The organism is Rossellomorea aquimaris (assembly GCF_020172085.1).
Taxonomy (GTDB): domain Bacteria; phylum Bacillota; class Bacilli; order Bacillales; family Bacillaceae_B; genus Rossellomorea; species Rossellomorea aquimaris_E.
Genome location: NZ_JAIVAT010000005.1, coordinates 21,323 through 46,619, shown reverse-complemented (window position 1 = coordinate 46,619; position 25,297 = coordinate 21,323). Strand labels below are relative to the sequence as shown.

Annotated in this window: 23 protein-coding genes; 19 read left to right on the top strand and 4 right to left on the bottom strand. The window is 41.9% G+C overall.

All coding sequences use genetic code 11. From position 1 onward, the window contains the following. Positions 1-52 precede the first annotated feature (52 nt). The 5 genes from LCL96_RS10460 (at position 53) to LCL96_RS10440 (ending at position 3,984) form a co-directional block, all read left to right on the top strand. Positions 53-271 carry a hypothetical protein gene (locus LCL96_RS10460; RefSeq protein ID WP_224941423.1) on the top strand — a complete coding sequence of 73 codons (219 nt, stop codon included), beginning with the start codon at positions 53-55 and terminating at the stop codon, positions 269-271. A gap of 134 nt (positions 272-405) precedes the next feature. Continuing rightward, a complete protein-coding gene (gene fadH, locus LCL96_RS10455) occupies positions 406-1,173 on the top strand; it encodes a 2,4-dienoyl-CoA reductase (protein WP_224941422.1) in 768 nt (255 codons plus the stop codon). 154 nt (positions 1,174-1,327) lie between these two features. Next, entirely contained in the window at positions 1,328-2,551 is a 1,224-nt protein-coding gene (locus tag LCL96_RS10450) for an EAL domain-containing protein (RefSeq protein WP_224941421.1), read from the top strand. Between the two features lie 480 nt (positions 2,552-3,031). Next, positions 3,032-3,271, top strand: a complete 240-nt coding sequence (locus LCL96_RS10445; protein WP_224941420.1) for a hypothetical protein — start codon at positions 3,032-3,034, stop codon at positions 3,269-3,271. A gap of 212 nt (positions 3,272-3,483) precedes the next feature. Further along, positions 3,484-3,984: a DUF3993 domain-containing protein gene (locus LCL96_RS10440; RefSeq protein ID WP_224941419.1), complete on the top strand. Its 501-nt coding sequence runs from the start codon at positions 3,484-3,486 to the stop codon at positions 3,982-3,984. A gap of 67 nt (positions 3,985-4,051) precedes the next feature. On the opposite strand, the gene LCL96_RS10435 is transcribed toward LCL96_RS10440, so the two are convergent. Continuing rightward, entirely contained in the window at positions 4,052-4,285 is a 234-nt protein-coding gene (locus tag LCL96_RS10435; protein ID WP_224941418.1) for a glutaredoxin family protein, read from the bottom strand. Further along, entirely contained in the window at positions 4,282-5,238 is a 957-nt protein-coding gene (locus tag LCL96_RS10430; RefSeq protein WP_224941417.1) for an MBL fold metallo-hydrolase, read from the bottom strand. Before LCL96_RS10430 ends, LCL96_RS10435 begins: the two co-directional genes overlap by 4 nt. A gap of 155 nt (positions 5,239-5,393) precedes the next feature. Between LCL96_RS10430 and LCL96_RS10425 the strand changes: the two genes are divergently transcribed. After that, on the top strand, positions 5,394-5,639 hold the full coding sequence (locus tag LCL96_RS10425) for a YkuJ family protein (protein ID WP_034756109.1): 246 nt from the start codon (positions 5,394-5,396) through the stop codon (positions 5,637-5,639). Positions 5,640-5,779: 140 nt separating this feature from the next. Continuing rightward, positions 5,780-6,220 (top strand): cyclic-di-AMP-binding protein CbpB, encoded by a 441-nt coding sequence (cbpB, locus tag LCL96_RS10420; protein ID WP_224941416.1) that lies wholly within the window; start codon positions 5,780-5,782, stop codon positions 6,218-6,220. An 83-nt stretch (positions 6,221-6,303) separates the two neighbouring features. Here the strand turns inward: cbpB and LCL96_RS10415 are convergent, their stop codons facing one another. Then, entirely contained in the window at positions 6,304-7,029 is a 726-nt protein-coding gene (locus LCL96_RS10415) for a sulfite exporter TauE/SafE family protein (protein WP_224941415.1), read from the bottom strand. A gap of 108 nt (positions 7,030-7,137) precedes the next feature. Between LCL96_RS10415 and LCL96_RS10410 the strand changes: the two genes are divergently transcribed. From LCL96_RS10410 to LCL96_RS10360, 11 genes are all read left to right on the top strand, one after another. After that, complete coding sequence (locus LCL96_RS10410) at positions 7,138-8,016, top strand: LysR family transcriptional regulator (RefSeq protein WP_224941414.1); 879 nt, start codon at positions 7,138-7,140, stop codon at positions 8,014-8,016. Positions 8,017-8,112: 96 nt separating this feature from the next. Further along, positions 8,113-8,820, top strand: coding sequence for a 2,3,4,5-tetrahydropyridine-2,6-dicarboxylate N-acetyltransferase (gene dapD / locus LCL96_RS10405; protein ID WP_224941413.1), 708 nt, complete (start codon positions 8,113-8,115; stop codon positions 8,818-8,820). 116 nt (positions 8,821-8,936) lie between these two features. Continuing rightward, entirely contained in the window at positions 8,937-10,052 is a 1,116-nt protein-coding gene (locus LCL96_RS10400) for an N-acetyldiaminopimelate deacetylase (RefSeq protein WP_224941412.1), read from the top strand. Positions 10,053-10,287: 235 nt separating this feature from the next. Beyond that, entirely contained in the window at positions 10,288-12,690 is a 2,403-nt protein-coding gene (locus tag LCL96_RS10395; RefSeq protein ID WP_224941411.1) for a hypothetical protein, read from the top strand. Next, on the top strand, positions 12,687-13,622 hold the full coding sequence (locus LCL96_RS10390) for an ATP-binding cassette domain-containing protein (RefSeq protein ID WP_224941410.1): 936 nt from the start codon (positions 12,687-12,689) through the stop codon (positions 13,620-13,622). Before LCL96_RS10395 ends, LCL96_RS10390 begins: the two co-directional genes overlap by 4 nt. Beyond that, complete coding sequence (locus LCL96_RS10385; protein ID WP_224941409.1) at positions 13,619-14,464, top strand: ABC transporter permease; 846 nt, start codon at positions 13,619-13,621, stop codon at positions 14,462-14,464. Before LCL96_RS10390 ends, LCL96_RS10385 begins: the two co-directional genes overlap by 4 nt. A gap of 11 nt (positions 14,465-14,475) precedes the next feature. After that, the gene (locus LCL96_RS10380; protein WP_224941408.1) at positions 14,476-15,945 is read left to right on the top strand and encodes a hypothetical protein; all 1,470 of its coding nucleotides are present in this window, start codon (positions 14,476-14,478) and stop codon (positions 15,943-15,945) included. A gap of 5 nt (positions 15,946-15,950) precedes the next feature. Beyond that, positions 15,951-16,952 (top strand): AAA family ATPase, encoded by a 1,002-nt coding sequence (locus LCL96_RS10375; RefSeq protein ID WP_224941407.1) that lies wholly within the window; start codon positions 15,951-15,953, stop codon positions 16,950-16,952. A 92-nt stretch (positions 16,953-17,044) separates the two neighbouring features. Beyond that, positions 17,045-17,824: a DUF58 domain-containing protein gene (locus LCL96_RS10370; protein ID WP_224941406.1), complete on the top strand. Its 780-nt coding sequence runs from the start codon at positions 17,045-17,047 to the stop codon at positions 17,822-17,824. Positions 17,825-17,833: 9 nt separating this feature from the next. Continuing rightward, positions 17,834-19,588 (top strand): vWA domain-containing protein, encoded by a 1,755-nt coding sequence (locus LCL96_RS10365; RefSeq protein ID WP_224941405.1) that lies wholly within the window; start codon positions 17,834-17,836, stop codon positions 19,586-19,588. Beyond that, the gene (locus LCL96_RS10360; RefSeq protein ID WP_224941404.1) at positions 19,572-22,349 is read left to right on the top strand and encodes a VWA domain-containing protein; all 2,778 of its coding nucleotides are present in this window, start codon (positions 19,572-19,574) and stop codon (positions 22,347-22,349) included. The genes LCL96_RS10365 and LCL96_RS10360 overlap by 17 nt, the downstream gene beginning before the upstream one ends. A gap of 35 nt (positions 22,350-22,384) precedes the next feature. Here the strand turns inward: LCL96_RS10360 and LCL96_RS10355 are convergent, their stop codons facing one another. Next, entirely contained in the window at positions 22,385-23,251 is an 867-nt protein-coding gene (locus LCL96_RS10355) for a mechanosensitive ion channel family protein (protein WP_224941403.1), read from the bottom strand. Between the two features lie 284 nt (positions 23,252-23,535). On the opposite strand from LCL96_RS10355, the gene LCL96_RS10350 reads away from it, so the two are divergent. Then, the gene (locus LCL96_RS10350; RefSeq protein ID WP_224941402.1) at positions 23,536-25,290 is read left to right on the top strand and encodes an ABC transporter ATP-binding protein; all 1,755 of its coding nucleotides are present in this window, start codon (positions 23,536-23,538) and stop codon (positions 25,288-25,290) included. The last annotated feature ends 7 nt before the right edge of the window (positions 25,291-25,297 follow it).

The following is a 25,297-nucleotide window of genomic DNA, read 5'->3' as shown; positions in this document are numbered from 1 at the left end:
ATCGCTTTAAATATGGATCACGGTTTCGAATGCTTTAAAAAGGAGAGGGATTATGAATCAGACAAAACGTATGGATATCCTCTTCCTCCCAACCGAAAGAGGAACGATTAACGTGTATGTATCCGGCTTTAAATCTCCTCGATCTTTAGGTCAGGTAGTTGTTACGTATAACGATGTTTCCGTTGAAGCAAAAGGATATAAAAGAAATAAAACCATTATCAAAGCATTAGCACAGTTACACGAACTCATTGTAAACAACCCGGAAGGTTAGCTTTATTGGACTGATTTTTAAGAAAACAGTGTTTTCTTAAAAATCAGTCTTTTTTTTCGTAATAATGGTTGTAATACGATTTTATATGATAATATATGAGTGAGTATTCATTCATTAACAAGGGGGAGTTACATATGGGAGAAGAGCAAGTTGTCATTGTAACAGGCGGTTCAAATGGTATGGGGAAATATATGGCGAAGCATTTCGTTGAAACCGGTGCAAGTGTAGTCGTCACTGGGAGGAATGAGGAAAGACTTCAAGCGGTGAAGGAAGAATTTTCATCTCTAAAAGGGAATATTGAAGTATTTCAGATGGACGTAAGGCAAGAAGAGCATGTCAAGGCAATGGTTGAGTTTACGGCTGAAAAATTCGGGAAAATCGATGTGCTCATCAACAATGCTGCTGGAAACTTTATTTGTCCTGTTGAGAAACTTACACCGAATGGATGGAAGTCCGTCATAGATATCGTATTGAATGGAACTTTTCTTTGTTCACATGCTGTAGGGAACTATTGGATTGAACAGGGTCAAAAGGGATCCATCATTAATATGGTTGCGACATATGCCTGGAATGCGGGAGCAGGTGTCGCTCATTCGGCCGCAGCAAAAGCCGGTGTTTTATCGCTCACAAGAACCCTTGCCGTTGAATGGGGTCATAAATACGGTATTCGTACGAATGCGATTGCCCCGGGACCTATTGAACGGACCGGTGGGGCTGAGAAGCTTTGGATCTCAGAGGAAGCCGCAAAAAGAACCATTGACAGTGTACCACTAAAACGATTGGGGACACCGGAAGAAATAGCAGGTCTTGCCTATTTCATCGCATCTGAAAAAGCGGCTTATATTAACGGGGAATGCATTACCATGGATGGAGGTCAGTGGCTGAATCAATTCCCATTTTAATCTATTGGAGAGGCAATTCTTGTCTTCATAAAGCCTTCCCAATCCTGTCCAAGTGGCAGGGTTGGGAAGGCTTTTTCGTGTTTTCTTTTTTAAATAAACAGAATAATTGTGTTATAATTATGCAAAAAACATGAGTGTAGGTGGGGGAGTACGAATGGATGCATTAGAAGTATTAACCAATATAGATAAAGTGATTCCGTACTTTCAACCGATCTTCAGTGCAGATGAACATAAAATCATCGGTTACGAGGTATTGGGAAGAATGGTTACAGGAAATGATGAGGTTGAAAGCCTTGGCCCATTCTTCGGTGATGAGGAAATACCCGATGAGTATAAAATTGAAGTGGATGAGCGTGTCACTCGTCTGGCACTGGAAAAATTCTTAGTAGAGAAACAAGAGGGTTACATATTCCTAAACCGGGATGCGCGATTACTTATGCTTGACCACGGCGAGTCTTTCCTCGAGCTTCTATTGGATCATGAAAAAAAAGGGTTGGATTTGAACCGGACGGTCATTGAACTGTCTGAAAAAACATTTGTAGGGGACTTTGATCAATTGGTCCATCTACTTCTCTATTACAAAACATATGGCATTAAAATTGCCATCGATAACATTGGCGGTAACAGTGGCCAATTGGATCGGCTTTCCCACTATTCCCCCGACATTTTAAAAGTAGACCTATATCAACTGCGTAATGACGCGGGGAATAAAGCGTATAAAGATATTCTATATAGTTTATCGATGCTTGCCAGGAAAATCGGGGCATCCCTTTTATTCGAAAATATCGAGATCAACTATCAGCTCCAGTTTGCCTGGTTGAATGGTGGCCGATATTATCAGGGATTCTATCTAAAGCATCCGTCTGCCTCCTTTTTGAAACCTGATCTTCTCAAGGAGAAATTGAAGGAAAAGTGTCAGGATTATATCCGATATGAAAAAAAGCATCTGGAAGCGGGATATGAATTCGCAGAAGTCCTCCATAAAGAAGTCAGTCAGAAGTTAATGATGATCAAAAAACAGAGTGTAGAATTTGATGATCTCCTTTTTGAGATGGCCAAGCAATTTACGGATAAATGCTTCCGACTTTATATATGTGATGAGAATGGGTTTCAAGTAACGAGTAATGTGGTGAAATCCGATCAAAAATGGGTGGTAGAACCAATGTACAAAGGAAAGAATTGGAGCTGGCGCCCATACTTCCTTGAGAATATCATCCGGATGAGAATTGACAAAAAAGGATTATTATCTGATATCTATAGTGACATTGATTCAGGTGAATCCATCAGAACGTATTCGTATCCATTTGGAAATGGTCTATATCTCTTCATGGACCTTTCCTATGAATTTTTATTTGAAGAGGACGGTTTGCTTTTTTAAGTTGCTTGTCGGGCATGAGTAAGCCGCCTCCGCTTTTCGAGATGTCCAGCTCCAGGGGCTTGGGGCTCGAGGTCATAAGTCAAGTCACCCAAAAAGGCAAAGAACGCCTTTCCGGGTGACTCGTCTTATGCTTGTCGCCCCAGTGCGAGCCCCTTGCGCTTTTCGAGATGTCCAGCTCCGGCGGCTAGGCCCTCGAGGTCATAAGCTAAATGGTCCAAGAAGGCAAAAAAACGCCTTCCCGGCCCATTCATCTTATGCTTGTCGGGCCTGACCCAGCCGCCTCCGCTTTTCGAAATGTCCAGCTCGGGGCTTAGAGGCTCGAGGTCATAAGTCAAACCTGCCAAAAAGGCAAAGAACGCCTTTCCGGCAGGTTCGCCTTATGCTTGTCGCCTCTGGGCAAAGCCCCTCCGCTTTTCTTTGTATACCCTTCTGTTGTTGGGACAAATTAACTTTAAGGACATTTTGTAAGGAGGGGCTAAGATGAGTATTTTTATGATTGTGCTTGCCTTGATTGTGTTGGCGCTTGCCGGTTATTCGTTGGTGTATACCTTTAAGTTGGCCGGCCAGGAGAAGCGATTGAAGGGTGATTTTGATACAGATATTCCCGACGTTGTAAAGGAGCACCCTTTTATTCGGAATCCCGTGTTCCTGTCTATTCTAATCGGGACCATTTTGATTACATTATTCATAATCTACTGGTCCATTCGATATTTATCGTGATATTAAGGATGCTGCATGAACATTGTGCAGCATCCTTTTTTGGTTAAATGTACCACTGTAAAATGTGTTTGATCGGCAGAAGCAGGGGGAATTTTACAACCAAACCAAAAAATATGTCAGTCATTGTTACGATTTAACGAATGAATCGTATCCCATCGACATTTTTCCGTTGCTACAATAATTTCATCTAGTATTTAAAGGAGGGAATGCAAATGGAAAAGAAAAAGTTTTGGTTATTGTTGTTTATCATCGGCATCATTTCAGCAGCAAGTGGACAGGCAGGGCAAACACAAGCATCAGAGTTCACGAAGGAAAACGCATTAACTGTTGTAGAAAATGCATTTCGCACTCAAGTATCATTGAGTGAAAAACCACAATCACAAGAAAAGATCGAAGGCAAACTTTCAAAATATTTAACCGCCGATATGACAGAAAGCTTTATGAGTGAAAATGTTTATAAAATAGACGGAGGATTTATCACATTTGGCTCTGATTTTGCCTCCTATTATATTCCGTTTTTCAGCTACGATGAATCCACCAATGTGAAGTACATAAATGGCCATTGGTATATTTGGGAGGAACGTACAAATGAAGAGGAGGGACCGATTGAGAGCGTAGAAGGTATAGAAGCTGTGGTGTTGAGTGAAGAAGAGGGTACCTGGAAAGTGTCAGCGATCACATATGATGTACCTGATTTTGTACAATCCCGATAAAATATGAAAGCAGGCCAGGTTCCCATGCACATGGGGAACCTGGCCTGCTTTTTATGTTTTGCTGCCCTTATTTTGTTAAAGCAGTTGTTAGGGCTTCCAAATTAAAGCCTGAAATCACTTCTGAACCGATCGTTACGGTTGGAGTGGAATAAGCCTTTAAGTGGTTGATAAGATAATCCCTAGCTTGAGCATCTTCCTTTATGTTCACTTCTTTATATTTCACATTTTGTTCTTTCAGGAACATCTTGACCACTTCACAAGGTGGGCATTCCGGTTGAGAATATAGTGTGACTTCCTTCATTTTATATGATCTCCTTTATGCTGTTTATTTAAATAATCTACGATTCCCATTGCAGAAACGTTCATATCGAGCTGTAACAATGTAAAAATTGGGTTCTCGGGATCAACCCCTCTTTGCACCATTTCCTTTCTTGTCCGTTTACTCAATGCAGAAGTAATGGTCTTTACATTCTGCTCCATTGTAACATGGGAAGAATACAGTTCCACACTCATTATCATGAAAAGATCGAGCCATCTATCTACTTCTGAAAGGGCGAACGATACATCCTCCGTCACACCATAATGTCCAAAATATAAACGGTCCAGATCAAGGTCTTTAAACATGTTGATGGAACTTTTCATCTTGTCCGGATCAAACTGATTGGGCGAGGTTGAGGGGAAATAAAAACGTTCCGATCCAAGGGAATATTGAATTCCACACGTATCACCTGTGAACATTCCATTTGAAGCAGAATCAAAGATACTGAGGTGATGGTTGGCGTGACCCGGCGTATGATAAAACGTTAAGGTACATGAATCACTCAGATTCAGCTTTTCTTCATGTTCCATGATCAGGATCCGTTCTTCGGGGATAGGTATGATCGGGTTGAACAGTTCATCGAATTTTTCCCCGTAAACCGCTTTTGCACCTGAAATCAAACGTGCAGGGTTTGCGATATGACGCTTTCCTTTCGGGTGAACAATGATACTCGCATTAGGGCACTCCTTTAAGAAAAGCCCTGCTCCCCCAGCATGATCAAGATGGATATGGGTTAAAATTATGTATTGAATATCTTCAGGATTAATGTTTAACTTAGAGAGACCTTTTTTTAGATGAGATATTGAAGGACTGGCAGACGTTTCGATAATGGTCAGTGCCTCTTCGTCCAAAATATAACTGCCTGTGCGTTCCTTAAATGATAAATCCATTAAGTCGACGATTGAGATTCGGGAATCAATAGGGTATACACTCATCAAACCAATCCTTTCGGTGAAATAAGAATGTTATTCCCTTTCATTATAAAGGAATTTTTGAGAAAAAAGGACAAAACATTAGATTAAACAGGATATTATCTGGTACAATGCAAAAGCTATGACCAAGAATTAGATCAGGAAAGGAGAGAGTGATTATGTCTCAGCTTCTTGGAATTATACAAAGATTAAAATCATTACAAGAGCAAGGTGAACAAGGGGAAACTCAACAACGATTTTTTGAATACAATGGTAAGAAAATCTGTGAGGTAAAGTATCTTCCTAAACAGGATACATTCGAAATCGAAGTCATGAATGAAAAAGGAAACAGCTTTCCTTTCGATAACATAGACATCACGGCCATTGAGATTTTTGAACTTCTACAGGAAGCTCAACAAGATTAATCGAAACAAAAGGTAACCATTATGGTTATCTTTTTTGGTCTATTAGTCAATCGTCAAAACATACATTTTTCTTCCAGTATGTTAAAATGAATAGTGTCTGCTTGGCACTAAATTCATATTTTCTAAATGAGGGGTTATAGATGATTTCAATGAGTAGCAAGGAGTTATTAGAAACGAATATAAAGGATTTTATTATTCCTTCTGAGAAAGTAGCTCATGTACAAGTAGGGAATTCCCTGGAACATGCGTTATTATTGCTCACAAAGAGTGGTTACTCAGCCATCCCTGTTCTCGATCCGACTTTTCGCTTTCAAGGTTTGATCAGCTCTAGTTTAATCACCGATTCCATTCTTGGTCTCGAACGCTTTGAGTTTGAAAAACTGGAAGCCAAAAAAGTAGAAGAAGTTATGACAAGCGATGTTCCAATGGTTTCACTACAATCCGACTTCAAGAAGGCTTTGGAATTATTGGTCGATCACCCATTTTTATGCGTGGTGTCCGATGATGGATATTTTGAAGGCATCATGACCAGGAGAGTTGTGTTAAAACAGCTTCAACGTCAGCTGTTCAAAAGGGATTAAATCCTTTAAGGCAGTTACATAACGACATAACAAAGAGGGTGGCAGGCTGCCATCCTCTTTATTTGTTCATTTGTACCTGTGTCTTAGAAGAATAGGCTTTTTCCTAATTGGAGAATAAGAATGAAGGTCAATATGTTTAAAAGAATTCGTACATGACGTAAGGATAACCTGGTTGCCAATCTTACAGCGAATTGTGCACCGATGAGAGCACCAAGCGCAAATGGGAGGGCTACACCCCATTCTACATGGCCATTATGGAAATACACTATAAATGCACCGAGACAACTGAAGAACGTTTGAAAACGGGTGAGTGCAACTGATTTTAAATAAGACTGTCCGTGAAATAAGTGAGTATACATCAGCATGGTTGCTTGACCTGGTCCGAATAGTCCGTCATACGTACTAATGAAATACAAAAAGCCGAAGATTCTAAAGTCTTTCCGTTTAGTCTCCTTTAATTGGAATCCTTTCAAGAGACTTAAGCATAGTGCAATGATAAGAAAGAAGAATGCCATCCATTCTAGGACGAAAGGGGGGATTTTATCCGACAGAAAGGCTCCGGACAGCCCCCCGGCCAGTGCTATGGGAAGAATCGGAATACATTCCTTCCATGTGACCTTTTTGTCTTTCACTAAATAAACAAAGCTCGAAAGTGAACTAGTAATGTTCGAAAACTTAGCTGTTGCAATGGCTGTATGAATAGGCAATCCGATGAGGAGCATGATGGGCATGCCGATCAGTCCACCGCTGCCTGCAAGTGTACCAACTAAAGCGACTGCCAACCCGGTAAAAAATAAGATCACTTCCACTGATTCTCACCTCATTTCCTGTTACTCTCAGTATATTCCTATTGCACCAATAATGAAATTTTATATAAGTTAAGATATAATATAAGAAAAACTTATGAAGGTGAAAAAATGGCATTTTCGGAATATCAACTTCTCCATGTACTGGCACAGGAAATGAATATGAGGAAAGCCGCTGAACGATTATTTGTATCGCAGCCAGCATTGTCCCAGAGGCTCCAGACGATTGAAAAGGAATGGGGGACGAAATTGTTTATTCGTTCACAAAAAGGTCTTTCCCTTACACCTGCTGGGGAGCTTGTGGTGAAACTTGCAGATGAGATGCTCCTTAAAGAAGAGAGTGTGAAGGAGCGGATTCAGGCTCTTGAGTTTGAAGTGCACGGAACACTGAAAATTGCCTGTGCTTCAATCGTAGGTCAGAATTGGCTGCCAAAGGTTCTAAAACGCTTTGTTGATACCTACCCCCATGCAAAGATCTCTCTAATGACAGGGTGGAGCAGTGAAATTCTTAAAGCCATTTATGAAGATGAGGTCCATATTGGTATCATCAGGGGAACACCCGACTGGAAGGGGCCGAAACACCATTTGTTTCAGGATACTCTGTACCTGGTGGATAGGGAGATTCAGTCCATAGATGAGGTGATGAAAACAGATCGGCCCTTTATCCAATTTAAGAGTGACTCCAATTATTATCAGGAAATACAGGACTGGTGGCATCGTCAGTTTCAGACAACACCTAAACGGACGATAGTGGTAGATCAAATTGAAACGTGTAAGCAGATGACCCTGAATGGGATCGGCTATGCCATTCTACCAGCCATTACGTTGGACGGGATGGAACAAGACATTTATAAGATCCCTTTGATGGATGAGCATAATTCACTCATCCATCGTGACACTTGGTTACTCGGTTACGAGTCGGCCTTTCAACTAAGACAAGTGGAAGCCTTTGTGGAAGTTGTAAACGAATTCATTCAGGAAAACTCATAGTATTCGCGATTATGGGTTGTCTTCCACCCTTTAATTTGATAAAGTAATTCAAGAAACGAATTCTGAATTTTATACATAATTACGGAGGGAATTCTTATGAACATGATGGATGCAAACGAAATTATTTCTTTTATTCAAAATAGTACAAAGTCAACGCCTGTAAAGGTCTATGTAAAAGGGAACTTGGACGGGATCGACTTCGGTTCCTCACAGACGTTCCTTCAAGGCACTTCAGGTGTTGTTTTTGGAGAGTGGAGTGAACTTTCTACTATTCTTGATGAAAATAAAGATAAAATCGAAGACTATGTAATCGAAAATGATCGTCGCAATTCTGCAATCCCCCTACTTGACTTAAAAGGGGTCAAAGCCCGCATTGAGCCAGGTGCAATCATTCGCGATCAAGTGGAAATCGGTGACAATGCCGTCATCATGATGGGTGCAATGATCAATATCGGATCAGTGGTAGGAGCTGGAACGATGATCGATATGAACGTTGTACTTGGTGGACGTGCAACAGTAGGAAAGAATTGTCATATTGGTGCAGGAGCTGTCCTTGCAGGCGTCATTGAACCGCCATCTGCAAAGCCTGTGGTCATTGAGGATGACGTAGTCATTGGTGCCAATGCCGTTGTGCTTGAGGGTGTAACCGTCGGAAAAGGGGCTGTCGTAGCAGCCGGTGCGATAGTCGTAGACGATGTTGCGCCTTATACGGTTGTCGCAGGTACCCCTGCAAAGAAATTGAAGGATATCGATGATAAAACCAAATCAAAGACAGAAATTAAACAAGAATTACGTCAACTGTAATTCGAACTATCAATAGCATGATTTAAGAAAGAACGGACGGATGACGTCTGTTCTTTTCTTGTAAGGTCACTTATTCACGATCTATCAATGTTTTTTCTCATAATAGGAGGGTATTTATGACAACCGTAGACTTTAAGTCGATCAGGAGAGATCTCCACCAAATACCGGAACTGGGGTTTCAAGAATTTAAGACACAGCAATACTTATTGAATTATATATCCGGTCTGCCAGCTGACCGATTAGAAATTAAGACTTGGAAGACAGGGATTTTTGTTAAGGTTCATGGTACTAATCCTACAAGGACGATCGGGTACCGTGGGGATATTGATGGACTTCCTATCCAGGAAGAAACGGGATTGGATTTTCCTTCATCACATGAAGGGAGGATGCATGCCTGCGGACATGATCTTCACATGACGATTGAATTGGGAGTTCTCACTCATTTTGTACACCACCCGATAGAAGATGATCTTCTATTTATCTTCCAACCTGCAGAGGAAGGACCGGGTGGGGCGGAGCCGATGCTCCAAAGTGATATCATGAAGGAATGGAAGCCTGATTGCATCTTCGCCCTTCACATCGCCCCTGAATACGAAGTGGGCAAGGTTGCCGTCAAAGAAGGGCTTCTTTTTGCCAATACGTCGGAATTATTTATTGACTTTAAAGGAAAAGGCGGGCATGCTGCCTATCCTCATCATACCAAAGATATGATTGTGGTGGCCTCTTTCTTTGTCACACAAATGCAGTCCATCGTCTCTCGGAATGTCGATCCGTTGGACAGTGCGGTCATAACGGTAGGAAAGATGGAAAGCGGAACGGTCCAGAATATCATTGCCGAAACGGCAAGACTTGAAGGGACGATCCGTACCCTTTCCACACAGTCTATGGACAATGTGAAAAAGCGACTGGAAGCGTTGATTGAAGGAATGAAAATAAGCTATGACTGTGATATCGCAGTCAATTACGGAAGCATGTACCGGCAGGTATTCAACGATCCAGGATGGACCAATCATTTTATGTCGTTCTTAAGGGATACGGACCGAGAGCTGATCATCTGTAAAGAGGCGATGACAGGTGAAGACTTTGGATATATGCTTGAGGAAATACCAGGTTTTATGTTCTGGCTTGGAGTCGATTCCGCATATGGTCTCCATCACTCGAAATTAAACCCGAACGAAGAAGCCATCGATTTTGCCATCTCACTTCTTACCGATTATATCGAGACAATATAATTTTTTATAAGAGAAAGGACGCTTATCCTATGGATGCGCGTCCTTTTTTTTTACCCTGTAAAAGGGATACTCCAGAAAATCTGCCAATCTTTACAAAAACATCTTGAGAATAATCTGCAATAGTGTAAAAATACACTTAGGCTAGTTGGGCGAAAAAGGAAAAATAAAAGAAACTTTTTCCTTCTGAATTTCGTCTATGTTCTAGAGAGATAGAGAAAGAGAAAGGGGAATGCATGTGAAAAGGTGGGGAAAAGCATTATTCGTCGTGTTGTTAGGCTTATTGATGTTTCTGTTTATACAGGACACAACACTTGCAAAAGGACAAATAAAAATTTCAGTGGAAGAAGGAATCGACGGAAAAGTAAAGGAAGGGCGAGGTTTTCCTCTTAATGTTACGGTAGAAAATTCAGGTTCCGATTTTAAAGGGGATCTACTATTTGATTATGCTCCTTCCTATCAGACTGGAGGAGCAAGGGCATTGTCCATTGATGTTCCGGCTAATTCAGAGCGTACATACACATTTTCCATAACCGGTTTCAATGATGAAATCAGACATAATTCAAATCTTGAAACCATCCATCTGTTTGAAGGGTCATGGAAAGATGGAAAAGAAGTGAAATTTAAAGGAGATAAACGACTAACACCCAATTTCATCTATAGCAATAACACGACAATTGGTATATTAAGTGAAAATCCCGATCGCTTAAAAGGGATAAAAGGTACTTCTATGGGGGGGAACCGGGTCCAGGCATTGACTCTGACGAAAGAAACCTTCCCTGAAGAAGGAGTCGGCTTACAGATGCTAGATTATATCGTCATTGACCAATTCAACGTAACTGAACTCAGTCAAAATCAACAGAAGGCTTTAAAGCGATGGGTTGAAAATGGCGGGGTCTTAATGGTTGGTGCAGCTCCTCGATTGGAGGAAAGCCTTGGTTCTGTAGCCACAATGTTACCTCTTACCATACAAGAGGTAGAAACAGAGCTTTCCGATACCTCTTCCTTTAATGTGAAGAAAAGCATCAAAGCTTCTTTCAGCACGTTGCCTATCTTTAAAGGTAAAGTGAAGTCGGATGCAGAAATCATTGTTAAACAGGGGGATGTACCTTTAGTCACAAAGAGTGACAGAGGATTGGGGGAAGTATGGCAAACGTCCTTTTCATTGGGAGATCCCGCTTTGAACGACTGGGAAAATTATGATGAGTGGTTTGCGAACATGTTGTCTAAAACGGAACCCTACTATTTACTTGGACAGCAAAATGGTGATCAAAGCTTCTTGGAAAGAATTTATTATGATGTAGCAGACAGTAATGAACTTTTTCCATCGACCAATTTTAAAGTCAGCACGCTCGTTATCATTCTGATTTTGTATTTGATTGTCATTGTGCCTCTTTTGTATTTCTTATTAAGGAAACTGGATAAGCGTGAACAGGCATGGTGGATCATCCCGGCCCTATCAATCCTCGTCTCGACAGGGATTTTCGTAACCGGTGCCAAAGACCGTATCTCAAAACCCCATTTGAATCAAATGAGCGTTCTGAAAGTCGAGGATGATAAAAGCGCACATGGTATTTCAGCGTTTACGGCTCTTTCCAACTCCGGGGGGAATTATGACTTTGTGTCTGATAAGAACCAACTAGAGCTAACACCGGCAAGGATGAGGAATAATCCAGGTGGAGGCAATCAGTATAAATTCGCCATAGAAGAACTTAGTAAAGACGAAAGAAAGATCATCTTTAGAGATGTAGAGTACTGGTCAACGAGAACGGTGCTGGGAACCAGTGAGAGGGAGGATCTCGGGAGTTTCATCCCTGAATTGGTATTAAAGGATAAAACGATTACTGGAAAGATAAAAAATGAATTCCCATACGACTTTACCGATTTGTATATTTGGTCCGGTTCACGAATCTATCGAGTGGGTGAAGTAAAAGCTGGAGAAACCTTGACGATTGATAAAAAACTATCAACTGAATATTTATCATCGCCGATAGGGAACCCCAATATGGCAGCACCATTTCCGAATCAACAAAGCATCAAGCAGCAAAAGAAGGAAAGGTTGGAAAACTTCGCTTCGCAAATGATTTCAGCAGATAATGAGAATAATTCACCCGTCATATTTGGATATACAGAAGCTGAAATTTTCAATATGAAAATTAAAAATAAAGAATCTAAATCCGAAAATTTTTCGTTACTTTATCAACACTTTCCTTCACTAGGGCAGTATAAGGGTGCATTTACTCTTCGTAGTGAACAGTTGGATCTCGATGTCAAGCCGATAAAAGGACAAATCATCGAGCATTATTCCCATAATGGTGCAGATGAAATGGGACTGGAAGATGGTACATATGAAATGACCATCCAGCTGCCTAAACAAATGGATGTATCCAAGGTCGCTCTTCATTCATTAAATATGACACTGCACACGGGAGGGATTCTTCAGTACTCACTTATAGAGCCCAATACCGACGAGAAGCTTCTTCTTGAAGAATCATCTGCCAATACTATAGAAGTAAAGGAAAACTTGAATAACTATATGAATGACAATGGGGAAATCGTTTTTGAGTTTGAAAAACGTTCACAAGGGGATCCGTTTGTTCGTCTTCCTGCCATTGTGTTGAAAGGGGAGGTTCAGCCATGATTGAAATTCACAATTTATCCAAACGCTATGGGTCATTCCTTGCCTTGGATGATCTGAATTTATCCATTGATAAGGGAACAGTATTCGGTTTTGTCGGCCAGAATGGTGCAGGGAAGTCCACTACATTTTCAATACTTTCAACCCTTCTTGCCCCTACCACGGGAACGGCTACCGTAAATGGATACAATATCAGCAGTGAGCCGAAATCGGTGCGAAGACAAATCGGCTATATGCCCGATTTCTTCGGTGTGTATGATCAATTGAAAGCGGATGAATATCTGGATTTCTATGGTGCCAGCTACAAAATACCCGCAGCTCAAAGAAAAAAACTCATTCCACAGCTGTTGGAACTGGTGAATCTTTCTCATAAGAAAGATTCCTATGTGGACCTTTTATCGAGAGGAATGAAGCAGCGATTATGTCTGGCAAGATGCCTCATCCATGATCCCGAGGTCCTAATCCTTGATGAACCGGCTTCGGGGCTTGATCCGAGAGCGAGGATCGAAATGAGGGAAATCTTGAAGGAATTGAAGAAAATGGGTAAGACCATTTTAATCTCTTCCCATATCCTCCCTGAGCTAGCAGAAATGTGTGATGAAATCGGTGTGATCGACAATGGAAAACTTGTGGCTCATGGTTCTGTATCAGACATTCAATTTCAACTTCAGGCAGATAAACTGATTGTAGTGAAGGTTAGGGGACTTGTAGAAAGTGCTGTGGCATTTTTTGAAGATGATCCTTTTGTTTCTAAAATTGAAGTGAATGAGGAAACTAGAACCGTCCAATTCCTCTATAAAGGAGAGGAACGCGAGCAGACTGAATTATTGAAAAAAGCCATTCTGAATGATATTCCCATTTTGAGCTTCAAAGAAACAGAAACAAATCTGGAGGATGTCTTTATGGAGATCACGAAAGGAGTGACTCTTTCATGAAACAATTACTTATTAATCCCATGTTGAATAAGGAGTTTAAGCTTCGCTTTCGTTCGTTTAAATCATTTATCGGAATGTTGTGTTACCTTATCGCCATAGGCATTGTTGTAATCGGCTTCATCTACTTGCAAACACGATCTTCTAATACAGGCTATTTCCGCCCTGAAGAGAGCAGATCCATGTTTATGATTCTCTCTTTCTTGCAGCTTGCACTCGTTTTATTCATTACCCCCGGTTTAACAGGTGGGGTGATCAGCGGTGAAAGAGAGAAGCAAACGTTAAGCATGTTGTTAACGACAGAACAAAGTTCAATGAGCATTATCCTGAGTAAACTTGTTTCGTCGGTTTCTTATTTGCTGCTGCTCGTGATATCAAGTTTACCTTTATACAGCTTTGTTTTCTTGTTCGGTGGAGTATCTCCTTCAGATTTATTCACTGTGTTTGGATATAGTTTATTTCTCGTATTTACATTTGGCTCAATGGGAGTATTTTATTCAACAGTCATCCGCAAAACGATTGTATCCATGGTCACAACCTATGCAACGGTACTTTTTCTCGTGGGGGGGACATTATTCCTCTTCATGCTTTCCTTGGCAATTGGGAACGGTCCTTATCAAAATCAGACCACTCCAGTGCCGTACCTCATTGCGATGTTTAATCCTGCGATTGTTATCATGGGGCATTTTGAACCGATGGCCATTGAAGAAATCTATACACGAAGCGGAATCAAGTTTCCGTTATGGATCTCATTCCTGAGTATATACACTGTATTGGCACTGTTGTCATTGAGCTTAAGCATATTGAAGCTAAGACCGAACATGAAGGTGAAGAGCACAAAATAGAGGGTGAGAAGATGGACTCGAAACAATTTCTTCAATTACTTAAACAAATAAGGAAGAAACTCCTGATCAGGCAATTATGGCATGCGATCCAGCTCCTGGTTTTCTACACAGGAGCTCTTGCCCTGTGCGTCATCACTCTGGCAGCAATCACCCCCATTCCATACTGGGATAGGGGGCTTTGGATCGGGATCATCTTCATTTTTATAGTAGGTGGGCCAGCGGCCTTTCATAAAAGATCCACCATGCTGGATAGCGCACGCTACTATGATCACTTCATAGACGATAATCGAGTCACTGCAGCATATAGCAGTCTTCACAGTGAGCATGCATTATCACCCTTGGTTCTCCGTGATGCCCTGGAGAAAATGAGAGCGGCTTTACCTGAAATAAAGAAGGTTCGAGAAAGAATCATTCAGCCAAAATTGATGCTTTCCACCATTATGCTCGTACTTTTAGCCCTTCTGATATTCAATCAAAGAGATCACATGTTTAAAGAAGCACAGAGGTTGGAGGATGAAAAGGAAATCATTGCCCAATCAAACGAACGCATAAAAAAGAAGGCAGATAAAAAGGAGAATGCTGCCATTAAAGAAAGGCTTCTGAAGGAAAACGAAAAACTTAAGAAAAAGAAAGTAGTAACAGATCGATACGAAGAAATAACGAAAAAAGTAAAGGAACTGGATCTTCAGAAGAACAAAATGAAAAAGCAACATGCCAAGCTGGAAGAACTGAAGAAAGAAATAGCTGGTTTAAACATACCCGAAATTCAAGATGCCATTAGCGATAAAGACGTAAAAAAACTTCAACAGGGTTTCAATCAACTATCAAAACAACAAAAAAACAAGCTTATGAAAGCATTGAAGGATCATGATATCGCCTCTTTAAAAGAGTTAGAGGAAGTTTTGAAGGAAACAAAGGACTCGGAACAAATACAACAGTTGGCTAAACTTCAGGAGGAACTACAGGAGGAAGCAGAAGAATTAGGGGAATCCATCGGGGAAAATGCTGCGGAGGGTTCAGCTCAAAATGCGAAATCCAATGGAAACGGTGGAGCATCCTCTAAACAATCAAACACCCAGTCAAAAGGAGGTAAACAGACGGCCTCTTCTAAAGGTAGCAGTGGTGGTAAAGGGGCTGAGAACTCCTCTGGTCAAAAGGGAAATGGATCTGGAAACGGTTCGGGCAGTGGAAATGGAAATGGTGTCGGTAGTGGTCAGGGGTCCCGGGATATGCTATCAATTCCTGAGAAGGTAGAGGGAGAAGATAAGGTGGAACTCGACTCAGGTGAAATAGGTGAAGGTGAACGGGGAGATCAGTTTCAGACCGACGGACCGATTCAAAGAGGATCCTTAAGGCCTTATGAAGAAGTGTATCAGGACTATTATTCTTCATATCGGAATGGCTCAGACCGAGCTGACATCCCAAAAGATTTAGAACAAATCATCGAGTCCTACTTTAGTGAAATCGATCCAGGAGAGTGAAGAGGATGAATATCGAAGAAAAGGAACAGCAGTTTAAGGAAGCTGCCATGAAAATAAAAGAGGTGAAGGAGGAAGTACAGCGGTTCATCGTAGGTCAGGTAGACATTGTAGATGGGGTGCTTTGGACCATCCTGGCAGGGGGCCATACACTCTTGGAAGGTCTGCCCGGAGTAGGGAAAACGATGCTGGTTCGCACCCTTTCGGAAGTGATGGACCTTAGCTTTTCCAGAATACAATTTACCCCGGATCTAATGCCGACTGACATTACCGGGACAATGGTCATGAAGAAGGAAAGGGATCAAGAAAGCCCATTTGAATTTCATGAAGGGCCATTATTTCATCATCTGGTATTGGCGGATGAAATCAACCGTTCAACGCCCAAAACCCAAAGTGCCCTGCTTGAAGCGATGGCTGAGCATACAGTTACGGTAGTAGGAGAAACCATGACTTTAGAGAAGCCGTTTTTTGTCCTCGCCACACAAAACCCCATCGATCTAGAGGGAACGTATCCCCTCCCAGAAGCCCAGGTAGACCGTTTTATGAGTAAAGTACTCGTTTCTTATCCCTCTAGAGCTGAGTTGAAGCAAATCATTATGCGCACCACTGGAACAGAGGAAATTTTTCTTGAGAAAAAGGTAAGTCAAACGGAGCTATTGAAGATCCAGGGACTCGTAAAAGAAATCATGGCGACAGAAGAAATGATTGATTTTGCCATCGATCTCATAGACGCAACCCACCCAGATGGTGAGAAGACAACCGGGAACATCAAAGAATATGTGGACTTTGGGAGCGGGCCAAGAGGTCTTCAAAATGTCATACTGATGGCAAAAGCCAGAGCTTTAACACAAGGGAGATATCATGTGTCCATAGGAGACATTAAAAAAGTGGCACCTCTTGTATTGAGGCACCGGATCATCCTTAATTTCGAAGGAGAAGCCATGAATGTAAAGATTGATGATCTCATCTGTGAATTAATTGATTACATACAAAAGGGTGAGCATCAGTGAAATCCTTTTGGAACTCCCAGTTTTTAGCCCAGTTAAAAAGGCATAAGATCAGCGGTAGTCGAATGAGGATAGGGCATCATAAGGGATCGCGCATGGCAACATTCCAAGGCAGTTCCCTGGAATTCTCTGATTATCAAATGTATGAGATTGGTGACGATGTCAGGCAAATCGATTGGAATGTATATGCCAGAACGGAAAAAGTGTATATAAAAAGGTATCTAGATGAAAGGGAATTAAAGGTTCATATTTTTCTTGACTGCACGAACTCCATGTTGTCCGGGGATGAGAAGTGGAAGAGAGCGAGAGAATTGGCAGGAGCAATTGCATTTCTTGCTTTATCAAATGATGACCGTCTCACCTTGCATTGCATCGGGGTTCAAAAGACTTTCACCAAAAAAGGCGCACGGGACGCAAAAGGCATCCTGTTTGATATTCAAGAGCTATCACCAAAAAGGGAAGTGTTGGACAACACATTATTTTTTGATGAAATGGCAAAAGGTGACCGGACAAAAAGCGGAGTATCCTTCATCATCTCTGACGGCTTGGAACCCATTTCTGTGATCGAGGATGCCCTTAGGAGGCGTTCGATAAAAAAGGAAATGACCTACTTCATTCAATTGCTGGATGAGGAGGAGGTTGCACCAGCGTATAAAGGTGATGTGAAATTAATCGATAGCGAAAACCATCAGGAAGTGAATGTATCATTGAATCGCCAGCTGGTTGGAAAGTACCAGGAACGGTTGCTGGAACATAACAAACAGATCGAATCATTATGCCGGAAATGGGGATTTGGCTATCTGCGAACCAACAGCCTTCCGCCATTGAATGAGGTGTTTTTTAAAGAGTTTAAAGAAAATGGATGGATCCGCTGAGGTGATTGCATGGGAATAGGAAATCCAATCTTTTTTTTCTTATCTGCTTTTATAGTAGCAGTCATATTGATGTATTTCTTCCGAAAACGTTATCAAGATCAGCTTGTGCCCTCTAGCCTATTATGGGAAGAGGTGATGAAAGAATGGCAGGCATCGCCATGGTTTCATCGATTACAGAAAAATTTACTTCTTTTTATGCAGGTGCTGATTCTCCTCTTATTGATGCTAGCCCTCGTAAAACCATATACACTGGGTGAAATGGGAGAAACAGATCATACGATCATACTATTGGATACCTCTGCTTCCATGAATGCCACCATGAATGAACAATCGCACTTTGAGTTAGCGAAAAAAGACATTCAATCATTGATAAGCGATGCAGATGGAGATATAACCCTTCTTGCGGTGGGGAGTTCGGTATCCACTATTCTTTCAGAAGAGATGAATGACCAAGTTGTGATCAAGCAACTGCAAGATATTCCATTATCCAATGATCATGAAGATATGCAGAAAGCGTTTCACCTCGCTCAAGCACTTGGGAAAGGTTCCGAGTCCATTATCCACATCTACTCTGACTCGGTAAGAAAAGCCAATTTTACAGAAGAAAAAATCACGACTCCGGTTCAGGTGCACAATCTCCTAAAGAATTCCAAGAACGTTTCCCTTACAAGCTTCGGGGTGGAGAAAGTGGGGTCCCTCTATCAAGGAGTCGCTGTCATTGAAAATCAAAGCAAAGACATGCAATCAGGGAAGATCACCATCTACGCTGCTAATAAAATAGTCTCATTCAAGCGACTTGAAATCGGTGCAGGGAAAGAAGAGGTAATTCCCCTGCCTGAATTACCGGAAAGTCCAGTATATAAGGCCGAAATATCTTTCCAGGATGATTTCAAGGTTGATAACGTCCTATCCAGTATCCAAGCCACTTCAAAGCCAGCCATCTCGGTAATAGGTGAAATAAATCCTTTCCTATTAAAAGGATTTCAATCACTTGGCGTCGAGGTGAAGACCATTGCAGGAAATCAATTGAAAAAAGGTGACGGAATTCTCGTTACGACAAATGATAAGTGGAAAGAGTTATCGGTCAAAAACCCTGCCATGATCATTCCTGGATCTTCTGCACAATTGACGGGGCTTACATCCGGAATCGACGTGAAAGAAGGTGACCCCCTGTTAAAGCATGTGGACTTGGAAAAAGTATATGTGGAAAAAGCGGGTTCCATTGAAATGGAAGGATTGGAAACACTCGCAATGAGTGATTCCATACCGCTGATTCAAAAAGGGGAACGAGATGGCATAAAGAATGTCCTTGTGAACATGCGACTGAACGATACGGACTTTCCACTACATCCCGGATTTCCGATTTTTCTTCATAATGTCTATCAGTACTTATCAGAAGATCAAGGATTTATAGGGTATTTTCAGCCTGGCGAGGAAAGAACTGTCCCCGGCGGGAAATGGGATATCTATTCAGGTGGAGATGAGTATATAAAAGAATCCGGTGATGGGGATGTCTTTAAAGCTCCTTTGAATCCCGGGGTATATCAAGCAGTCCAGGGGGATGTAATGAAGTATTTCAGTGTAGTACTTGACGACAGGGAAAAGCAGCTTGGAGGAGAATCCTTTACACTAGAATCTTCAGAGAGAAAAGGAGAAAAGGAAGAAAAAACTGTGCCCCAAGTTCTGTCTTCATGGTTTCTGTTGTTGGCGATCATTGTGTTTTTTATAGAGTGGGAGGTTTATAGACGTGGGAATCGAATTTAATGAAATTCTATGGTTATGGTTCCTGGTTCCCCTTGGTTTCGTCCTCTTCCTCTATGCTAAACAGGGTTTTGCCAAAAAGGATGGTAAAATCATTCTTTTATTAAGAGGGAGTGCCATGAGCCTTGTGATACTGGCCCTTGCCAATCCGTTCATCATTCTGCCAGTAAAGGATAAGTCGGTCCTCTTTTTAGTGGATCGATCAGCTTCTGTCTCGAATCAGGAGGATCAAGTCCTTGAAATGATCAATCAGAGCACTCATTCAAAAAAAATACAGGATCATTATGGGATTATTGCATTTGGAGAAAATGCTGAAGTTGAACAGACCCTTTCAGATGAGCAGAATGATTTAGATCGATTTAGAAGTGAAATCAATGTAGGTCATACAAACCTCCAGGAAGGGCTGGAATATGCCTCAAGTCTTCTTCCGGAGGGAGGGAGGATTGTCGCCTTGACAGACGGTAAAGAAACAATGGGCTCAGGGGAGGAGGCGATCCCATTACTGAAAGGAAAAGGCATCGAAGTGGACTGGTCCCCTCTCGCATCCGATACGCAAGAAGACGTGGCCGTACTGAATCTCTCTACCCCCTCCATTCAATATGAAGGTGAAGAAACAACCATCACGGTCAATACGTACAGCACCACTCAAAAAGAGATTGACATGCGCATAACACTGAATGATCGAACGATCATAAAAGAAAATCTACGTGTGCAGGAAGGAGACAATGAATTTCAGTTCAAGCATATAGTCGCTGAGACCGGCTTATTAGTGTACAAGGCAGAGGTGTTTTCAAAAGGAGATGAAAGTCCTGAAAACAATTCACACTACCATCTGTCCCGTTCAGAGGGTGCCGCCAAAGTGATGCTCGTAGAAAATGAAGCCGGTGATAGCCCATTAATTCCGATCTTACATTCACAAGGTGTTACGGTGGATATCTATAAGCCTGAACAATTGCCGGGTAAACTGACTTCCTATTTGCAATATCAGAGTATTATGTTTGATAATGTAGCGGCCACAAGCATACCAGAAGACAAAATGCTTCTTATGGAAAAAAGCGTGAAAGAATTCGGAAGAGGATTCATTATGTTCGGCGGTAATGACAGCTTTGCCCTTGGTGGATACTTTAAAACACCGATTGAACGATTGCTCCCTGTAGATATGGATGTGAAAGGTAAGAAGGAATTACCGTCACTTGGACTGGTGATCGTTTTGGATCGATCGGGCAGTATGGATGGGGAGAAAATCGCCCTTGCAAAGGAAGCTGCCGCAAGAACGGTTTCTCTTCTAAGAGACAAAGATACGCTGGGAGTCATTGCATTTGATGACCGGCCATGGGAAATCGTCAAAACGCAACCCCTGACCGATCGAAAAAAAGTAGAAGAACAGATTCGCTCCATCTCTTCAGGGGGAGGAACGGAGATCTTCAGCTCCTTACAGCAAGCCTACGAAAGTCTAGAAAGTCTTCCGTTAAAGAGAAAGCATATCGTCCTTTTGACCGACGGGCAATCAGCCACTACCGGGAATTACCAGACCCTGGTGGAAGATGGCCATGATAAACATATCACTTTATCCACTGTTTCGATCGGTGAAGGGGCGGACAGGGCACTCTTGAACGAATTGTCCGAGTGGGGGAAAGGGAGGTTTTATGATGTCGTCGATGCCAGTGTGATTCCGAGCATATTAACAAGGGAGACCGTGATTACGACCAGAACCTATATTGAAGATCAACCATTTTATCCTTCTATTGCATCTTCGAAGTGGTCAACGCTATTTGCGGGAGGGATCCCCAAAATGAATGCTTATATTGGCACCTCCCTGAAAGGTACGGCCCAAATGGAAATGGAGAGTGGGAAGAAAGATCCGATCCTGGCTACTTGGAGATACGGGCTAGGGAGGTCTTTTGCCTTTACTTCTGACACGAGTGGTAAATGGACGGGGGATTTTGCCAGGTGGCAAGGATGGCCGGTGTTCGTGAATAATCTCGTTAGCCGCTCCTTTCCTGAAATTCACTCCAATCCTTTCACCATCGATGTGAATGAAAGTAACGGAAATACCAGATTAAAGTTATCATCTTCTGACGGGAGCGTATCACCACTTGAAGTGACGGTCTTATCCGAGGATGGAAATCCGATTCCTGCGACAACCAGAATCACATCACCGGGAGATTATGAAGTCGAATTTGAAGACCACCTGTCTCCCGGACTATACAATATGAATATTTCCAACAGAGGAGATACTGCTGGGAACTCGTACCAGACAGGCTTTTCCGTCCCATATTCAAAAGAATACAGCTTCAGGGGGGGAGACGGATCCCTGAATACAATCGTGAAAGAGACCGGTGGAAGGAAAGCATCTTCACCGAAAGAAGCTTTCAGGGACCTTCATACCCACACAAACAAAGAACTGTCCATACAGTCCATGCTTGTCATGGCAGGATTTCTGCTTTTCTTTAGTGAAATATTTATTAGACGATTCGGGACAGGCTCTTTTAGAACTATATGGAAGATGGTTAAACCGAAAAGGACTTCACCTACCGTTAAAGAAAAAACAAGTGTAGAACAACTAGGCAGAAAAGTGAAACGGGATCGACAGAACATCGAGCGGAAAAAAGCGGACACTAAACCATCATTACATGCTGTCGGTGAATCAAAGACACCCGTAAAGAAAGTGAAAAAAGAGAAGAACAAGCAGGAAGAAGGATCAAAAGAGAGTGATGATCGAATCAAACGCCTTCTGGAAGCAAAGAAGAGAAAAGATAACTAAAAAAGAGAAGGCGGCGGCCTTCTCTTTTTTAGTCTTTAGCTTTCTTTCTTTTCAATGAAGACCTGGTGTGGATAAGGGATTTCGATTCCATTTTGATCGAGTGCCTCTTTTAATGACTTACGAAGCTTCCTTTCCACTCCCCATTGCTCCATATTCTTCGTTTTACATAATACTCTAAGAACCACATCGGAGGATCCGAGCGTCTGAACTCCCAGTACATTGGGACCTTCAACAATGTTTTCATCTTCTTGGGCAATAGAATCGCATACCTGCTGTAGAACGACCATCGCCTTATCAATGTCATCATCATAGGATATTCCAATATCGACAAGTGCTCTCATATTTCCACGGGAATGATTGCTGACACTTGTAATTTCCCTGTTCGGTACATAATGAAGGGTCCCATCAAATCCGCGGATATGAGTCGTTCTCAAGCCGACCTCTTCGACGATTCCGGAGAAGCTGCCGGTCGATACATAGTCACCCACGTCAACTTGCTTTTCAAGTAGAATGAAAAATCCGGTAACCACGTCGCTTACCAATCCTTGGGCACCAAATCCGACGGCTAGTCCGACGATTCCGGCTCCGGCCAGAATCGCAGTCACCTGGATACCGAAGATTTGCATGATCGTTACGAAGAAAACGAATATCAGTATATAGCCGATAATATTTTTAGAAAGACTTTGTAATGTCTGCGCGCGACCATCAGATACATCATTTCTCTTTCGATACTTGTCAAAAATTCTTTCAATTACTTTGTTTGCTGCACCTTTAACAATAATAAAAGCAATCCAAATCGCTAAGATTTGCAATGCACCTATTCCAATCGTTACTAAAAGACCGCTCCAATTAAAGTTGGAAAGTCGATCACCTAAAGCCGTAAGACCAAGTGTGTAACCCAAATCAAAACATCCTTTCCTATTAAATAATGACCACTCTAGTATACACAAAACTACATAGGGTATGTCAAAGGAGAATGCTCATTCAAACCAAATATGGAAAAGAGATCGGTCAAAAGACCGATCTTTTTAGGTGGGTTCATTTTTAAAATAAATATGAACAATGAGACTTGAGGGAGAATTCGTAAAAAGTGAAAAATTCTAAAAAAAGGGTAGATAAATATTTCGAAAGTCGATATATTTAGTAGTACATTGTTTTTTTATGGAATATGGAGGGGAGAGGAATTATGGATACATTTAAAAAATTGAAAGCCTTTTATTGGCCGTATAAAAGGCATTTTATCATTTCAATGATTTTTTTAATATTTGTAACCGGTATCACAGTGGTATATCCGATGATCCTGCAGGTTACAATCGACGATGTCATCTTGCAAGGGAAATATGAGTGGATCCCGTACTTAGCTTTTGGGTTCATCGGCATCATGGCAGTGAAAGGAGTCGCAACATTCATTCAACAATATAATGGAGATCTATTCGGTATCACCTCTGTGTACCGACTGAGAAACGAACTATATGAGAAGCTCCAGTTTCTTCCGTTCAGTTACTATGATAATGCCAAAACAGGGGATCTGATGTCTCGTTTGACGGCGGACGTAGAAGCCTTCCGTTTCTTCTTATCATTTGGTTTCTCAGAACTGCTCCGCTTCTTCATGTTGGTGACGGTCAGCTTTGGGGTCATGTTCTATTATTCTCCGTCGTTAACATTTGTCACATTGGTTTCCTTGCCATTCCTTGCGATTGCCGTGTACAAATTCGATAAGGCTGTCCACCCTGCCTTCCGGGGTATCAGGAAGTCCTTCGGTAAATTGAACACGAATGTTCAGGAAAATATCTCCGGAATTAATACGGTTAAATCCTTGTCTCGTGAAGATTTTCAAATCAATAAGTTCAATCGCTCCAACGGTGATTATAAAGATAAATACCTGTTCACCTCTGACATTTGGGCAAAATACTTCCCATTGATGGAGTTCTTGGGGAATGTGAGTGTAGTCACTCTCCTCGCATACGGAGGTTACCTCGTCATGAATGACAACCTTCAACCCGGAGAGCTTGTCGCATTTTACAGCCTTGTATGGTATATCATCTGGCCGATCATGAATCTTGGCTTCACAATCAACCTATTCTCCCAATCCAAAGCATCTGGAGAAAGATTATTAGAAATTCTTGAAGTCGATGAAAAAATTAAAGATCATGAAAACGTCCTTCACGTCGATCGAATGAAAGGGGAAGTGGAGTTCAAGCATGTTTCACTGAATTACACCGTACATGACGAAGCTGCTCTTGAGGACATTTCCTTTAAAGTGGAACCGGGTAAAGTCATCGGTCTCATCGGGGGTACCGGATCGGGGAAAACCAGCATCACCCAGCTCATCACCCGTTTCTATGAACCGGAAAAAGGTGACATCCTGATTGATGGAAAAGACGTGAAAAATTACTCTTTAAAATCCCTCCGTCAAAATATTGGATTCGTCCTGCAGGAATCATTCTTATTCTCGTCCACCATTAAAGCGAATATTTCCTATGGTCGCCCGGAAGCGTCCATGGAGGAAATCATCGAAGCTGCCAAACGGGCACAGGCACATGAATTCATTTCAGAATTGCCGGACGGCTATGATACAAGACTCGGAGAAAGGGGCTTAGGTCTTTCGGGAGGTCAGAAACAAAGGATTGCCATAGCGAGGGCCATCTGCACAGACCCATCGATACTGATACTGGATGATGCAACAAGTGCAGTTGATATGGAAACAGAATTCAGGATTCAGAAAGCATTGAAGGAGGTCATGTTCGATCGAACCACCTTCATCATCGCACATCGGATTTCATCCCTTAAGCATGCAGATGAAATTCTCGTCCTTGAAAACGGGAAAGTCGTTGAACGGGGGGTTCACGATTTCTTAATGAAAAACAATGGACCGTATCAGCGAATCTACGACATTCAGTACAAAGATCAGAAAAAAATATTGCAAACGCAGGAAGGGTAGGTGAGTG